11 protein-coding genes are annotated in these 16,228 nt (G+C 72.1%); all 11 read left to right on the forward strand.

Features of this window, described 5'->3' with window-relative positions; all coding sequences use genetic code 11:
• The first annotated feature begins 181 nt into the window (after positions 1-181).
• The 11 genes from ABZ904_RS17695 (at position 182) to obgE (ending at position 15,872) form a co-directional block, all read left to right on the forward strand.
• On the forward strand, positions 182-4,198 hold the full coding sequence (locus ABZ904_RS17695) for an Rne/Rng family ribonuclease (RefSeq protein ID WP_361824083.1): 4,017 nt from the start codon (positions 182-184) through the stop codon (positions 4,196-4,198).
• A 450-nt stretch (positions 4,199-4,648) separates the two neighbouring features.
• Entirely contained in the window at positions 4,649-5,770 is a 1,122-nt protein-coding gene (locus ABZ904_RS17700; RefSeq protein ID WP_361824086.1) for a DegT/DnrJ/EryC1/StrS family aminotransferase, read from the forward strand.
• Positions 5,767-6,792, forward strand: a complete 1,026-nt coding sequence (locus tag ABZ904_RS17705) for a Gfo/Idh/MocA family oxidoreductase (protein ID WP_359390957.1) — start codon at positions 5,767-5,769, stop codon at positions 6,790-6,792. Before ABZ904_RS17700 ends, ABZ904_RS17705 begins: the two co-directional genes overlap by 4 nt.
• A complete protein-coding gene (locus ABZ904_RS17710) occupies positions 6,782-8,365 on the forward strand; it encodes a glycosyltransferase family 4 protein (RefSeq protein WP_359390960.1) in 1,584 nt (527 codons plus the stop codon). The genes ABZ904_RS17705 and ABZ904_RS17710 overlap by 11 nt, the downstream gene beginning before the upstream one ends.
• Positions 8,362-10,044 carry a glycosyltransferase gene (locus ABZ904_RS17715; RefSeq protein ID WP_360997682.1) on the forward strand — a complete coding sequence of 561 codons (1,683 nt, stop codon included), beginning with the start codon at positions 8,362-8,364 and terminating at the stop codon, positions 10,042-10,044. The genes ABZ904_RS17710 and ABZ904_RS17715 overlap by 4 nt, the downstream gene beginning before the upstream one ends.
• Before the next feature lie 9 nt (positions 10,045-10,053).
• Positions 10,054-11,337: a nucleotide sugar dehydrogenase gene (locus tag ABZ904_RS17720; protein WP_361824090.1), complete on the forward strand. Its 1,284-nt coding sequence runs from the start codon at positions 10,054-10,056 to the stop codon at positions 11,335-11,337.
• Between the two features lie 61 nt (positions 11,338-11,398).
• A complete protein-coding gene (locus ABZ904_RS17725) occupies positions 11,399-12,703 on the forward strand; it encodes a hypothetical protein (protein ID WP_359390969.1) in 1,305 nt (434 codons plus the stop codon).
• Between the two features lie 104 nt (positions 12,704-12,807).
• Positions 12,808-13,434 carry an acyltransferase gene (locus tag ABZ904_RS17730; RefSeq protein ID WP_359390973.1) on the forward strand — a complete coding sequence of 209 codons (627 nt, stop codon included), beginning with the start codon at positions 12,808-12,810 and terminating at the stop codon, positions 13,432-13,434.
• Between the two features lie 290 nt (positions 13,435-13,724).
• On the forward strand, positions 13,725-14,045 hold the full coding sequence (rplU, locus tag ABZ904_RS17735) for a 50S ribosomal protein L21 (protein ID WP_359390976.1): 321 nt from the start codon (positions 13,725-13,727) through the stop codon (positions 14,043-14,045).
• Positions 14,046-14,059: 14 nt separating this feature from the next.
• Positions 14,060-14,314, forward strand: coding sequence for a 50S ribosomal protein L27 (rpmA, locus tag ABZ904_RS17740; RefSeq protein ID WP_359390979.1), 255 nt, complete (start codon positions 14,060-14,062; stop codon positions 14,312-14,314).
• 121 nt (positions 14,315-14,435) lie between these two features.
• Positions 14,436-15,872: a GTPase ObgE gene (gene obgE / locus ABZ904_RS17745; RefSeq protein ID WP_360997676.1), complete on the forward strand. Its 1,437-nt coding sequence runs from the start codon at positions 14,436-14,438 to the stop codon at positions 15,870-15,872.
• Positions 15,873-16,228: the final 356 nt, after the last annotated feature.

Raw genomic sequence — 16,228 nt, forward strand, 5'->3', positions numbered from 1 at the left:
AGACTTTCGCCAGGCCGTACGCGACATGGTGTACGGAACCGGCGAGACAGGACACAGACAGCTTCCGTGCGGCGCCCGCACCGCGGACGGCGGCACCGCGCATCGCGCGAGCCGCGGACGTCACCGGCACCCATGCCGGACCAGGTGCGGCGCCCGGGAGCCTGACGGGAGATACGCCCGCATGCTCGAACCGACCGAACCCACCGAGGGTTCCGAGAACACCACCCCCAGCGACACGCTGCCGCCGCGCCGCCGGCGCCGTGCAGCGTCGCGCCCGGCGGGACCGCCGTCGACCGCGGCCGACGCCGCGGCGACCGAGACCGTGACCGGACCGGCCATACCGGCCGCTGCCGAGACCGAACCGCCCGCCGAGGCGGCGGAGGTCGCGGAGGCCCCCGGGGCAGAGGAGATCGAAGAGACGGAGGCGGTGGCCGAGGTCGCCGTTTCCCCTGAGGCGCAGCCGGAGGAGGCCCCCGCCGAGGAGGCTGCTCCGCCGCGTGCGCGTCGGCGTGCCACGCGCCGTGTGTCGGCGCCCGCCGCGTCGCCGGAGGCCGCCGAGACCCTTGAGGTCGTGGTGCCCGCCGTTTCCGGCGAGGCTGAGGAGGCGGAGAGCGCCGAGACGCCGGTGACCGCGGAGGCTGCCGCCGAGGAGGCGGCTCCGCCCCGTGCCCGTCGTCGTGCCACGCGCCGTGTGTCGGCGCCCGCCGCGTCGCCGGAGGCCGCCGAGACCCTTCAGGCCGTGGTGCCCTCCGTTTCCGGCGAGGCTGAGGAGGCTGAGGAGGCACAGACCGCGGAGACCGCCGAGACGCCGGTGACCGCGGAGGCTGCCGCCGAGGAGGCTGCTCCGCCGCGTGCGCGTCGTCGTGCCACGCGCCGTGTGTCGGCGCCCGCCGCGTCGCCGGAGGCCGCCGAGACCGTAGAGACCCATGAGCCCGAGCCGGTCGCCGTGCCCGCCGAGGCGCCGGTCGGCGAGCAGGCCGAACCCGCTGCCGAGGCAGAAGAGGCCGCCTCGCGCCGCACCCGTCGCCGGGCCGGCCGCCGAGTCTCCGTGCCGGCCGGTGCGCCTGCGGCGGAGGTCGCCGAAGAACCCGTCGAGACGCCCGTGAGCGCCCCCGCGGAGGCTGAGCCGACCGCCGCCGCGCCGGAGTCCGAGCCGGTCGCCGAGGAGGGCGCATCACGCCGTTCCCGCCGTCGCGTCTCCCGCAAGGCCGCCACCGGGTTCTCCGAGCCCGCGCGGCCTGCCGCGGAGGAGGCGGGCGAGACCGTGAAGCGGCCCGCGCGGCCCGCGGTCGCCGTGTTCCAGGCGCCGGTCTTCACCGAGCCGATGTTCCAGACCCCGCAGCGGGCCGCCGCTGCCGCTGCCGCCGAGGCCGTGGAGCAGCAGGAGGAGGCCGGCGAGGAGGAACTCGCGGGTCAGCGCCGTCGCCGCCGTCGCCGGGGCGGTGACGAGGAGTACGCCGCCGTGACGCCGGAGACCACCGACGAGGCGGACGAGGCAGAGGAGCCGGAGGAGCAGGAGGAGCCGGAGGAGTCGGCCGAGGGCTACGACACCGAGGAGGCGGAGGAGACCGGTTCGCGCCGTCGCCGTCGCCGTGGTGGTCGTCGCCGTCGCCGTGGCGAGTCCGCCGAGGGTGAGGCCGGGGAGTCCGAGGACTCCGAGGAGCTCGCCTCCGAGCAGGCCGCGCAGGACGCCGAGGACACCGCGGAGCAGATCGAGGAGGACGCCGAGGAGGCGGACGAGGACGCCGAGGAGCCCTCGTCTTCCAGCAGCAGCCGGCGCCGTCGCCGTCGCCGCCGCCGGGCCGGTGACACGGCCGCCGACGCCGAGCCGTCCTCGGACGACCCCGAGCGCACGGTGGTCAAGGTGCGCGAGCCCCGCAAGAAGGACGAGCGGGCCGGTGACGGCACCGACGAGGTGCAGTCCATCAAGGGCTCGACCCGTCTGGAGGCCAAGAAGCAGCGTCGCCGTGAGGGGCGCGAGCAGGGCCGCCGCCGTGTGCCGATCATCACCGAGGCCGAGTTCCTGGCCCGCCGCGAGGCCGTCGAGCGCGTGATGGTCGTACGCCAGAGCGGCGAGCGCACGCAGATCGGCGTGCTGGAGGACGGCGTGCTCGTCGAGCACTACGTCAACAAGGAGCAGGCGACCTCGTACGTCGGCAACGTCTATCTGGGCAAGGTGCAGAACGTCCTGCCGTCGATGGAGGCCGCCTTCATCGACATCGGCAAGGGCCGCAACGCCGTGCTGTACGCGGGCGAGGTCAACTTCGAGGCGCTGGGCATGGCGAACGGGCCGCGCCGTATCGAGTCCGCCCTCAAGTCCGGGCAGTCCGTGCTGGTCCAGGTCACCAAGGACCCGATCGGCCACAAGGGTGCCCGTCTGACCAGCCAGGTCTCCCTGCCCGGCCGCTACCTGGTCTACGTGCCCGAGGGCTCGATGACCGGCATCAGCCGCAAGCTGCCCGACACCGAGCGGGCCCGGCTGAAGACCATCCTCAAGAAGATCGTTCCCGAGGACGCTGGCGTCATCGTGCGCACCGCCGCCGAGGGCGCGAGCGAGGACGAGCTGCGCCGGGACGTCGAGCGGCTGCAGACGCAGTGGGAGGACATCCAGAAGAAGTCGAAGAACGGCAACGCCCCGACGCTGCTGTACGGCGAGCCGGACATGACCGTCCGGGTCGTGCGCGACATCTTCAACGAGGACTTCTCCAAGGTCATCGTCAGCGGCGGCGACGCGTGGGAGACCGTCCACGGTTATGTCTCGCATGTCGCCCCCGACCTGGCGGAGCGCCTGCAGAAGTGGACCTCCGAGGTCGATGTCTTCGCCACGTACCGGATCGACGAGCAGCTCGCCAAGGCGCTGGACCGCAAGGTGTGGCTGCCCAGCGGCGGTTCGCTGGTGATCGACCGGACCGAGGCGATGGTCGTCGTCGACGTCAACACCGGCAAGTTCACCGGTCAGGGCGGCAACCTCGAGGAGACCGTCACCAGGAACAACCTGGAGGCGGCCGAGGAGATCGTCCGTCAGCTGCGGCTGCGCGACCTCGGCGGCATCATCGTCATCGACTTCATCGACATGGTGCTGGAGTCCAACCGGGACCTGGTGCTGCGGCGCCTGCTGGAGTGCCTGGGCCGGGACCGTACGAAGCACCAGGTCGCCGAGGTGACCTCGCTCGGTCTCGTGCAGATGACGCGCAAGCGCGTCGGACAGGGTCTGCTGGAGTCGTTCTCCGAGACCTGTGTCCACTGCAACGGCCGTGGCGTGATCGTCCACATGGACCAGGCGGCCGTCTCCACCGGCGGCGGCAAGCGCAGGAAGCGCGGCCGGGGCGGTGCCGAGCACGAGCACGAGATGCACGAGGCCGTGGTCGCGGAGACCGAGGAGGCCGTCGAGGAGACCGAGGCCGAGGTGGCCGCGGAGGCCGCGGCACCCGTCGCGATGCCGGAGCCCGCGTTCGCCCCGGACGAGGAGCTGTACGGCAGCGTCGCCGAGGCCGAGGCGGCCGCGTCCCGGGGCCGTACGCGCCGCCGGGCCGGCCGGAGGGCGTCGGCCCCCGCGGGAGCGCCGCGCGAGGAGCGTGCGCCGAGGTCGCGTACGGACGAGCGTGCGCCGAAGTCGCGTCAGGAGGCGGAAGCCGAGCCGATGGCGGCCGAGGAGCCGGTCGTCGAGGCGCCGTCCGCGCCGGCCGAGGAGGAGGCCGCGCCCAAGGGCCGGGCGCGCCGCCGGGCGACCCGCAAGGTGTCGGCGCCCGCCGGTGCGCCGGCGGAGACCGTGGTGACGGTCCAGGAGGCCGAGGCGCCGGCCGCGCCCGCGCCCGAGCAGGCCGCCGAGCCGGCCGAGGTGCCCGCCGAGAGCGCCGCCCCGGCCCGCCCGCGCCGTCGTGCCGTGCGCAAGGCCACCGCGCCCACCTCGTCCGAGGAGACGGCCGTCGTGGTCCTCCCGGCGGCCGAGGCACCGGAGGCCGGGACCCCGGCCGAGGCGCCCGAGGCCGAGGAGTCGGCGCCCGCCAAGAAGGCGGCGCGCAAGACGGCCAAGAAGGCGACGGCGAAGAAGGCCGCCACCAAGAAGACGACGGCCAAGAAGGCGGCCGCCAAGAAGACCGCGGCGAAGAAGACCACCGCCAAGAAGGCGGCGGCGACCAAGACGGCGGCGGCCGAGCAGCAGGCTCAGCCGGCGGTGTCGGTCACCACGGAGGACTGACCAGGCCCTCACCCTCGCGGCGCCGCGAGCGAAGAAGCGCGGGACACCGGTGACAACCACGGTGTCCCGCGCTTCTTCTGTGCCCCGCCGCTCCGCCGCACCATCGGTTTCCGCACCGGCTCGTCACTCTGTGTGCGAGCTGCGGCCGAACGTGAGTCAAACCATGGTCTCTCTGCCGTAACCCAGGGGAAAAAGTTTGTTCCAGTGCTGGTAACGTGACTGCGGCTCGGCGCTGATGACAGCGCGTCGAGTCGCAGCCGACGTGCACGCACACTCGTGTCGTCCGCGACGGCTGTTTTCACGCAGGGACCTCAGGGGGTCTTCCGCGAAAGCCGTTCGCCGCCGCAGACATCGGCGAACTCCGGGTATGCGGACACGCGCGTCGACGTCGTCCCTTCCCGACCCATGCACAACGTGGTGCGCCCTCGAGGTCGCCGAACAGGAGGGGGGATGTCGATGTCCGACACCCACGAGCCGATACCCGCCGCCCGACCCGTGATCGGTGAGGACGAGATCGAGGCCGCGGTGCGTGTGCTGCGCAGCGGCCGGGTCGTACAGGGACCCGAGGTCGCGGCCTTCGAGGCGGAGTTCTCCGAACTGGTGGACATGCGGCACTGCGTCGCGGTCAACTCCGGCACCTCGGCGCTGCACTTGACGCTCCTCGCCCTCGGCCTCGGGCCGGGCGACGAGGTCATCGTGCCGTCGTTCTCCTTCGCCGCCTCCGCCAACGCCGTGCGCCTCGTGGGCGCCGACGTGGTCTTCGCGGACATCGAGCCCGACACCTTCTGCCTGGACCCGGCGGCCGTCGAGGCCGCCATCACGCCGCGCACCGCGGCGATCATGCCCGTCCACCTGTACGGCCACCCCGCCGCCATGGACCAGATCATGGCCATCGCCGAACGGCACGGCCTGGCCGTGGTGGAGGACGCCTGCCAGGCGCACGCGGCCGCGCTGCACGGAACGCCGGTCGGCGCGTTCGGCACCGCCGGAACGTTCAGCTTCTACCCGACCAAGAACATGCACAGCCTCGAAGGCGGCATGGTCACCACCGCCGACGCGGACATCGCCCGCACCTTGCGCCTGCTGCGCAACCAGGGCATGGAGCAGCGCTACGCCAACGAGATCGTCGGCGCCAACGTGCGCATGACGGACGTCTCCGCCGCGATCGGCCGGGTCCAGCGCGCCAAGCTCGCGGGCTGGACCGAGCAGCGCATCGCGAACGCCGCGTACCTGAAGGAGCACATCACCGCGCCGAACGTGATCACCCCGCGGGTCGCCGAGAACGCCCGGCACGTCTACCACCAGTACACCGTGCGCGTGCGCGGCGACCGGGACGCCGCCATGGCGCGCCTCGCCGAGGCCGGCATCGGCAACGCCGTGTACTACCCCACGCCGATCCACCGGCTGAAGCCGTACTGGGAACCGGACCAGAAGGCCGGTCGCACCTGGGACCTGCCCGAGACCGAGCGCGCCGCCGCCGAGGTCGTCTCGCTGCCGGTGCACCCCGCCCTGTCCGCGGGGGACCTGGAGCGCATCGCGTCCGCCGTGAACGCCCTGGGGGAGCAGCTGTGAGCGCCGCCAGAACGCTGCGGGCCGGACTCGTCGGCCTGGGTTCCATGGGGCGCCATCACGCCCGTGTCCTGTCCGGTCTGGAGGGCGTCGACTTCGTCGCGGCCGTCGACCCGATGGGCGACAAGCACGGGGCCGTCCAGGGCGCGCCCGTCCTGAACACCGTCGACGAACTCATCGCCCTGGGCATCGACTACGCCGTCGTGGCCTGCCCGACCGCCCTGCACGAGGAGGTCGGTCTGCGGCTCGCCGAGGCCGGTGTCTGCGCGCTGGTCGAGAAGCCGGTCGCCGCCACCGTGGAAGGTGCGCACCGGCTCGTCGAGGCCTTCGAGTCGCGCGGCCTGGTGGCGGGCGTCGGGCACATCGAGCGGTGCAACCCCGCGCTGCGCTCGCTGCGGGCCCGTCTGGAGGCCGGTGAACTCGGCGACGTCTACCAGGTCGTCACCCGCCGCCAGGGCCCCTTCCCGCACCGCATAGCGGACGTCGGCGTGGTCAAGGACCTGGCCACCCACGACATCGACCTCACCGGCTGGGTGACGGGACGCAAGTACGTCTCCATCGCCGCGCACACCGTCTCCAAGAGCGGCCGTGAGCACGAGGACATGGTCTCCGCGGTCGGCCGTCTCGACGACGGCACCATGGTCAACCACCTGGTCAACTGGCTGAGTCCGCTCAAGGAGCGCTTCACCTCCGTGACCGGCGAGCGCGGCTGCTTCATCGCCGACACCCTCACCGCGGACCTGACGTTCCACTCCAACTCCGCGGTGGCGACCGAGTGGGAGGCCCTGCAGGCCTTCCGGGGTGTCGCCGAGGGGGACATGATCCGCTACGCCATCCCGAAGCGCGAACCGCTCCTCGTCGAGCACGAACTGTTCCGCGACGCCGTGCTGGGCAAGTCCGCCGACATCTGCACCCTGCGCCAGGGCACGCGGACGGTGGAAGTGGCAGCGGCGGTGCTCGAGTCGGCGCTGGACAACCGCAGCGTCTCACTTCTCTCGGAGGACCTGGCCATCCATGGCAGCTGAGAACCACGGGTCGGCGGACCGTACCGCGCGCGGACGGATCGTCATGCTCGTCGACAACGGGGTCAACGGCGACTCACGCGTGCAGAAGGAGGCCCGCTCGGCCGCCGAGGCAGGCTGGGACGTCGTCCTGCTGGGCAGGTCGAAGAACAAGAAGGAGCAGACCTGGCGGATCGGGGACGCCGAGGTGCGGCTGCTGCCCGTCCCCGGCCCGCTGTTCCGCCGCCGTCACGAGTACCGGCGCGCCGTACTGCGTTCCCCGCTGGCCTACCGGCCCGGTCCGCTGGCCGCTTACCGGCGGCAGAAGGTCAAGGCCCGGCGTGCCGACCTCAACATCCGGCTGATCCTCGCCAAGCAGGAAGGGTCGGCCCTCGGCCGGCTGCGGCTGCTGGTGCCCCGCCTGACCGCCCGCCTCCTGGACTCCTGGGTGACGATGCGGCACCGCAGGACCAAGGCGCTGGAGAAGCGGCGCAAGGACATGGACTCCGCGCTGGACAGGTTCACCACGGCCTTCTGGCAGCGGACCATGGGCGACCGCGGCTGGCGCAGGCTCGACCCGCATCTGTGGGACTTCGAGCTGGCGTACGGGAAGGTCATCGACGAACTCGGTCCCGACATCGTCCACGCCAACGACTTCCGCATGCTGGGCGTCGGCGCCCGGGCGACCCTGCGGGCCCGCGCCAAGGGCCGGAACGTCAAACTCCTCTGGGACGCCCATGAGTTCCTGCCCGGCATCAAGCCGTGGAACTCGCATCCGCGCTGGCACATCGCCCAGTGCGCGCACGAGCGCGAGTACGCGCGTCACGCCGACGCGGTGACCACGGTGTCGGACACCCTCGCGGGGATGCTGCAGGAGCGGCACGGGCTCGCGGCCCGCCCCACCGTCGTACTCAACGCCCCGGACGCGGAGATCTCCCCCGAGCAGGCCGCCGAGCCCGTTCCGGACCTGCGCGAGCTGTGCGGCATCGGGCACGACGTCCCGCTCACCGTCTACAGCGGCGCCGCCGCTCCGCAGCGCGGCCTCGACATCATGGTCGAGTCCCTGCCGAGGCTGCCGGAGGTGCACACCGCCTTCGTCGTCCTGAACACCGAGTCCGACTACATGAAGGACCTGCGGGAGCGCGCGGAGGAGCTGGGGGTCGCCGAGCGGCTGCACATCCTGCCGTACGTGCCGCACTACCAGGTGGTGCGCTTCCTGTCGGCGGCGGATCTCGGGGTCATCCCGATCCACCACTGGCCGAACCACGAGATCGCGCTCATCACCAAGTTCTTCGAGTACTCCCACGCCCGGCTGCCCCTCGTGGTCAGCGATGTGAAGACGATGGGCGCGATGGTCGAGCAGACCGGTCAGGGCGAGGTGTTCCGGGCCGAGGACGTGGAGGATTACGTGCGTGCTGTGAAGTCGGTGCTGGGCGACAGCGAGCGCTACCGGAGCGTCTACGACGAGACCGGGCTCCTCGACCAGTGGACCTGGGAGGCGCAGGCCGAACGGCTGGACGCGGTCTACGCAGAGCTGCTCCCCACCGCCAAGTCCCGCCCGGCGGCCGACCGCAGACCGGTGGAGGCACGGGCATGAGAGCCACTCCCGCTGTCAGCGTCGTCGTCGCCGTCTACAACACCATGCCCTATCTGACGGAGTGCCTGAACTCCCTGATCGGGCAGAGCATCGGCCTGGACCAGCTGGAGATCGTCGCGGTCGACGACGGTTCCACCGACGAAAGCGGGCGGGAGCTCGACCGCTTCGCGGAGCTGTACCCAGGCACCGTCAAGGTGATCCACCAGGCCAACTCCGGTGGCCCGGCCGCCCCCAGCAACCGCGCGCTGGAGGTCGCCACGGGCCGCTATGTGTACTTCATCGGCTCTGACGACTACCTGGGCCCGGAGGCGCTGGAGCGCATGGTGGCCTGCGCCGACGAGCACGGCTCGGACGTCGTCGTCGGCAAGATGGTCGGTACGAACGGCCGGTACGTCCACCAGGCGCTCTACAAGAAGAACGACCCGGACGTCAGCCTCTACGACTCCGCCCTGCCGTTCACTCTCGCCAACACCAAGCTGTTCCGTCGTGAACTGGTCGAACAGTACAAACTGCGCTTCCCCGAGCACCTGCCCGTGGGCAGCGACCAGCCGTTCACCATCGAGGCCTGCGTGCGCGCACGCAAGATCTCGGTGGTGGCCGACTACACCTGCTACTACGCGGTCAAGCGCGGCGACGCCAGCAACATCACCTACCGTGCCGACCACCTGGCCCGGCTGCGGTGCACGACGGAGATCATGGACTTCACGGCCGGGCTCATCGAGGAGGCCCCCCGCCGCGACGCGGTCCTGCGCCGGCACTTCACCTGGGAACTGGCCAAGCTCGTCCAGGACGACTTCCCGGACCTGGACCGCGCCGTCCAGCGCGAGATCTGCTCGGGCATCGCGCGGCTCGCCGACACCTACTTCACGGACGCCATCCGCGACGCCATGGACGTGAAGCGGCGGGTGCGCATCTGCCTGGCCCGCGCCGGCGCGATCGACGAGCTGTGCGAGGCGATCACCTCGGAGAAGGCGAACGGCGCGCCTCCGTTCGTCCTCGAGGACGACCGCGCCTACGCCCGCTACCCGGGCTTCCGCGACCCCCGCGTGGATCTGCCCGACCGCTGCTTCGAGCTCGTCGGGGAGGCCGTGCCCGGCCGCCTCGCCAAGGGCACCGAACTCCTCGCCTCCGCCTGGGAGCAGGAGGAGGACCGGATCGCCTACACGGCCTCCGTCCGGGTGCCCGTCCTCGGCGATGTCCACGGCGCCGTCCTGCGCCTGGCGAACAAGGCCATGCCGGCCACGGCGGACAAGCCCGGAGCCCGGAAACTGCCGGCCGATCACGGCCTTCCGGCCCCGGTGGGCCACCTCACGGCCGAGCCCGCTCAGGACGGCGCCGCCACCGTGCTGCACGCCCGCCTCCCGCTGGAGCGGCGCACCGCCAAACTGGGCGTCCGCGTCTACCTGGACGTGGCCGGCTCGACGTACGAGATCCCCGTGCGCGGCAAGGGCAGGCCCATGCCGCTGGCCCGGCGCTGGGGCGACCATGAGGACCCCTACCGGGCGGCCGCTCTGGTGAACGACAAGGGGCGTGTGGTGATCGCCACGGCGCAGATGTTCCCGCCCAGGCAGCCACTCGTCTCCCGGATGAAGGCGACCCTCGCCCGGCGCCTGAAGCCCGGACCGGTCGGCTCGAAGCCGAACGAAGCCAAGAAGCCGAACGGTTCCAGAAGGAAGTAGCGACCGTCCATGAACATCTGTGTAGTAGCGCTCGGCAAGATCGGGCTTCCGCTCGCCGTGCAGTTCGCCTCCAAGGGCCACCGGGTCATCGGCGCGGACGTCAACGAGAAGGTCGTCGAGCTGGTCAACGCCGGCACCGAGCCGTTCCCCGGTGAGCACGACCTGGACGTCAAGCTGAAGCAGGCGGTCGGCGCCGGGCTGCTGAGCGCGACGACGGACACGGCGGCCGCGGTGGCCGAGGCCGAGGCCGTCGTCGTGGTCGTCCCGCTGTTCGTCGACGCCGAGGGCGTGCCGGACTTCGGCTGGATGGACGCAGCCACCCGGGCGATCGCCAAGGGCCTCAAGCCGGGCACCCTCGTCTCCTACGAGACCACGCTGCCGGTCGGCACCACCCGCACCCGCTGGGCGCCGATGCTCGCCGAGGGCTCGGGCCTGACCCCGGGCAAGGACTTCCACCTGGTCTTCTCGCCGGAGCGGGTCCTCACCGGCCGGGTCTTCGCCGACCTGCGCCGCTACCCCAAGCTGGTCGGCGGCATCGACGAGGCCTCGACTCGCCGGGGCGTGGAGTTCTACGAGTCGGTCCTCGACTTCGACACCCGCGAGGACCTGCCCCGGCCCAACGGGGTCTGGGACCTGGGCACGGCTGAGGCCTCGGAGCTCGCCAAGCTCGCCGAGACCACCTACCGCGACGTCAACATCGGCCTGGCCAACCAGTTCGCCCGCTTCGCGGACAGCAACGGCATCGACGTCAAGAAGGTCATCGAGGCCTGCAACTCGCAGCCGTACAGCCACATCCACCAGCCGGGCATCGCGGTCGGCGGCCACTGCATCCCGATCTACCCGCGGATGTACCTGTGGAACGACCCGCAGGCCACCGTCGTGCGCTCCGCGCGCGAGGCGAACGCCGCGATGCCGGAGTACGCCGTGGACCTGCTGGCGGCCGCGTACGGCGACCTGACCGGGGTGAACGTCCTCGTGCTGGGCGCGGCCTACCGCGGTGGCGTGAAGGAGACCGCGTTCTCGGGCGTCTTCCCGACCGTGGAGGCGCTCAAGGCGCGCGGCGCCGTCCCCTACGTCTCGGACCCGATGTACACGGCCGAGGAACTGTCCGCGCTCGGTCTGGCGCCGCACGCCGGTGAGAAGGTCACCGCGGCGATCCTGCAGGCCGACCACACCGAGTACCGTTCGCTGACCCCCACCGACCTCCCGGACGTCACCGTCCTGGTCGACGGGCGCCGCACGACCGACCCGGAGGCCTGGAAGGGCGTCCGACGGGTCGTCATCGGCGGCTGACGCGGCGACCGTACGTCGCGGCCCCGGCCTGCCGGGGCCGCCCCACGCTCAGGAACCGGACGTGCCCCTCGCCCGCACCGCCCCCACCGCACCGGCCGTGGCGCGGACCACCGCCCGAGTGCGCCGCAAGGCTGCCCTGCCGCTGCTGGTCTGCGTCCTGTACGCCGTACTCCAGCTCGCGGCGGGGCCGCAGTGGACCCTCTTCCCCGACTCCTACCGCTATGCGCGGGCGGCCGAGCAGTACCTCGGCGCCTCGCGCCAGGACGCGCACCGTACGGCCCTCGCCGCCTACTGCGAGAGCCGTGCCGAACGCTCGGCCCACGACCAGCGGCTCCAGCCACTGGTCCGGCGGAGCGAGCGCGCCATCGTGGAGACCGAGGAGAAGGCGTGCCTCGACCGCTGGGCCGACGCGCCCGACATCACCACCAATGACCCGCGCTACCAGGACATCTTTTCCACCCGGCCCGGCTACCCCCTGCTCGCGGCGCCCTTCGTCGGAGCCTTCGGCGTACTCGGCGGCATGCGGGTGCTGGGACTGATCACGGCCGCGGCGGGCTCGCTGATCGTGTTCGGTCTGCTGCGTGGCGCGGGGCTCACCCGGCGGGCCGCCGCGGCCGGCCAGGTGACGTTCCTGGCCACCCCCCTCGGCTGGTGGAGCGCCCAGGCGCTGGGGGAGGGGCTGTTCACCGTCTGCACGCTCGGTGTGCTGTGGGGCGGACTCCTGCTGATCCGGCGCCGGTCCGTGCCGACAGCGGCGGCGCTGACGGTCCTGTCGTACACGGCGGCGGCGGTCACCCGCTATTCGTCGGTGCTGGTGCTCGCGGGGCTGCTGGCCGCCGCCACCCTCGCCGCCCTCTGCTTCTCCGGCCGGCTGCGCCACCGGGGCACCGCCGCGTTCGCGGCTCTGTCCGCGGCGGCCGCCGGGGGTGTCGTCGTGGCGATGCGGATCCTCGGCCTGCCGTCCTCGCGGACCACTCTGCAGGACACCTTCACCCATCACTTCGCGGGCCCGGAGGTCTCCGATCCCTGGCGGGCGCTGCTCGGCCTCGCCGGGCGGTTCTGGCGGGACTGGGCCGCCGATCAGGCCTCCATGCCCTACTTCCTCCTGCTCACCGCCGTTGCGGCCTGGGCCCTGGCCACATACGGTGACGGGCTCGGCTGGCTCGCCCTCGCGACCTCGCTCACGGGGGCCTGCCTGGTCACCGCCCATCCACTCGTGCAGGAAGCCGACCGTCTCGGAGTCCTGATGTGGATGCCCGTCGTCCTGGGTCTGCCCCTGATCGTCGACCGCCACTGGGCCACGCGTCCGGTGCGGGGGCCGGGGATACCCTGTGCCGGCGCCTCCGCAGGGGGCCGACCTGGCTGAAGGCGGGCCAGGCGGCCGCCGCAACGCATCTCCGCCTGGGACCGGACCGTCGTCCGCGACGTTTTCGACCGGCTGCCGCTCGGCGGCCACAGGAAGGTTCAACAGTGAGCTACACCATCAAGCCCACCGCCCAGGTGGACGAGAGCGCCGAGCTGGGCGACGGGACCACCGTGTGGGAACTCGCGCAGATCCGCGAGAAGGCACGTCTCGGCGCGGGCTGCGTCATCGGCCGCGGAGCCTACGTCGGCACGGGCGTGCGGATCGGCGACAACGTCAAGCTGCAGAACTACGCCCTGGTCTACGAGCCGGCCGAGCTCGGCGACGGTGTCTTCGTCGGCCCCGCCGTCGTCCTCACCAATGACCAGTACCCCCGCTCCGTCGACCCCGAGGGCAAGCTCAAGCGCGGCGGCGACTGGGAGGCCGTCGGCGTCAAGGTGGCCGAGGGGGCCTCGCTCGGCGCCCGTTCGGTCTGCGTCGCCCCGGTCCGCATCGGCCGCTGGGCGCTGGTGGCGGCGGGGGCCGTCGTCACCAAGGACGTTCCGGACTTCGCGCTGGTGGCCGGTGTTCCCGCCCGCCGTGTCGGCTGGGTCGGCCGGGCCGGGGTGCGGCTCGTCGAGCGGGAGGGCGAGCCGGGCGTGTGGGAGTGCCCGCAGACGGGTGCCCGCTATGCGGAGCGCACGGCGGACGGCGTCGAGGGCTCGACCGTGCTGACGGAGCTTCCCGCCGAGTGATGCGCGGGGCCGGCCGCCGGCAGGGGAGGTCGCGGATCTCCAGGGCTGCGACCCGGGGGGCCGCCGGTCTTTGTCCCGGCCGGCTGCGTGCCTCGACGCACGACTGCCCCGGTTTGACCCCTGCGCGCCGGGCCCCGTAGTCTTGACCGTCGGCGTGTCGACTGACCCGCCACATCCCCGTAAACCTCTTCCTTCCGGGAACGCTTCGTGACCGGGAGAGGCCGTCCGTGTTCATGCCCGGGCGGCTGGACTGCGGGGGTGCCGTTCCCGAGCGAGAGAGTGAGATCCGCGTGTACGCCATCGTGCGCAGCGGTGGTCGCCAGCACAAGGTTGCTGTCGGCGACATCGTTGAGGTTGACAAGATTTCCACTGCCAAGGTTGGCGACACGGTCGAGCTCTCGACCCTGCTCGTTGTCGACGGCGACACCGTGACCAGCGACCCGTGGGTGCTGGCCGGCATCAAGGTCCAGGCCGAGATCGTGGACCACCACAAGGGCCAGAAGATCGACATTCTGCGCTACAAGAACAAGACCGGCTACCGTCGTCGTCAGGGCCACCGCCAGCAGTACACGGCGATCAAGGTCACTGAGATCCCCGCGGCTGCGAAGTAAGGGACTGAGGAGAAATGGCACACAAGAAGGGCGCATCGTCCACCCGGAACGGTCGCGACTCCAACGCCCAGCGGCTCGGCGTGAAGCGCTTCGGCGGTCAGGTCGTCAACGCGGGTGAGATCCTGGTCCGCCAGCGCGGCACCCACTTCCACCCGGGCGCCGGCGTCGGCCGTGGCGGCGACGACACGCTGTTCGCGCTGCAGCCCGGTGCGGTGGAGTTCGGCACCTACCGTGGCCGCAAGGTCGTGAACGTCGTTCCGGTCGCCTGACCCGAGCGCTTCGTTCGAACCTTTCGCGAGGCGGACCTCACTTCCCGAGTGGGAAGGCGGGTCCGCCTTTCGCGTGTTGACCCCTTGTTAGTACCCGTAACGTCTTTGGAGGCACTGCACCATGACCACCTTCGTGGACCGCGTCGAACTGCACGTCGCCGCGGGTAACGGAGGCCACGGCTGCGCCTCCGTGCACCGCGAGAAGTTCAAGCCGCTCGGCGGCCCGGACGGCGGCAACGGCGGGAGGGGCGGCGATGTGATCCTCACCGTCGACCAGTCCGTCACGACGCTTCTCGACTACCACCACTCCCCGCACCGCAAGGCCACCAACGGCAAGCCCGGCGAGGGCGGCTTCCGGGCCGGCAAGGACGGCCAGGACCTGGTCCTGCCGGTGCCGGACGGAACGGTCGTGCTCGACAAGGCGGGCAATGTGCTCGCCGACCTGGTCGGGCACGGGACGTCGTACGTCGCCTCCCAGGGCGGCCGCGGCGGCCTCGGCAACGCGGCGCTGGCCTCCGCCCGCCGCAAGGCGCCCGGTTTCGCGCTGCTCGGCGAGCCGGGTGACCTGCAGGACGTCGTCCTCGAACTGAAGACGGTCGCGGACGTGGCCCTCGTCGGCTACCCGAGCGCGGGCAAGTCCTCGCTGATCTCCGTGCTGTCCGCCGCCAAGCCGAAGATCGCCGACTACCCGTTCACCACCCTTGTGCCGAACCTCGGGGTGGTCACCACGGGCGACACCGTCTACACGATCGCGGACGTGCCGGGGCTGATCCCGGGCGCGAGCCAGGGCAGGGGGCTCGGTCTGGAGTTCCTGCGGCACGTCGAGCGGTGCAGCGTGCTGGTGCACGTGCTGGACACGGCCACCCTCGAGTCCGACCGCGACCCCGTCTCCGACCTCGACGTCATCGAGGCCGAACTGCGCGAGTACGGCGGCCTGGACAACCGCCCCCGCATTGTTGTCCTGAACAAGACCGACGTACCGGACGGCAAGGACCTGGCCGAGATGGTCAGGCCGGATCTGGAGGCGCGCGGTTATCGCGTCTTCGCGGTGTCCGCGGTGGCCCACCTGGGCCTCAAGGAGCTGTCGTACGCGCTCGCCGACCTCGTCGCGCGGGCACGTGCCGCCAGGCCGAAGGAAGAGGCGACGCGGATCGTCATCCGGCCCAAGGCCGTGGACGACGCCGGCTTCACCGTCACCCGCGAGGACGACGGGCTGTTCCGTGTGCGCGGCGAGAAGCCCGAGCGGTGGGTCCGCCAGACCGACTTCACCAACGACGAGGCCGTCGGCTATCTCGCCGACCGGCTCAACCGCCTCGGTGTCGAGAAGGAGTTGATGAAGGCGGGTGCCCGGGCCGGTGACGGCGTGGCCATCGGGCCCGAGGAGAACGCGGTCGTCTTCGACTGGGAGCCTTCGGTGACGGCGGGTGCGGAGATGCTCGGCCGGCGCGGCGAGGACCACCGGATGGAGGGGGTCCGGCCCGCCGCCCAGCGCCGCCGGGAGCGCGAGGCCGAACGAGACGAGGCCGACCAGGAATTCGACGGCTTCGAGCCGTTCTGAGCGACCGGGGGTTGCCGGGGCTCGGAGCCGGGGTGACGTCCGCTGGGGGGTCGCCCCCAGCGGACGGTGCATTGCACGGACAGCTGCTGGCACGGCCGGCCCGTGCACAGCCGGCCCGCGGCACGGACGGCCCGCGGCACGGACGGCCCGCGGCAGGGACGGCCCATGCACGGACGGCCCGCGGCAGGGACAGCCCGTTGCACGGACAGCTCGTGATCGGCCGGACAGCGTCGTCCTCGGACGGGCCTGATCGGCCGATGAGCCTCATCCCCCGGCCCTCATACCCGGCCTTGGCCCCCGACGCCGGCCGCCGCTCCCGGCTCTGGCCTGGCCTCCGGGCCCCGGGCCCGGTTTTG

Source organism: Streptomyces sp. NPDC046900 (assembly GCF_040644975.1).
Taxonomy (GTDB): Bacteria; Actinomycetota; Actinomycetes; order Streptomycetales; family Streptomycetaceae; genus Streptomyces.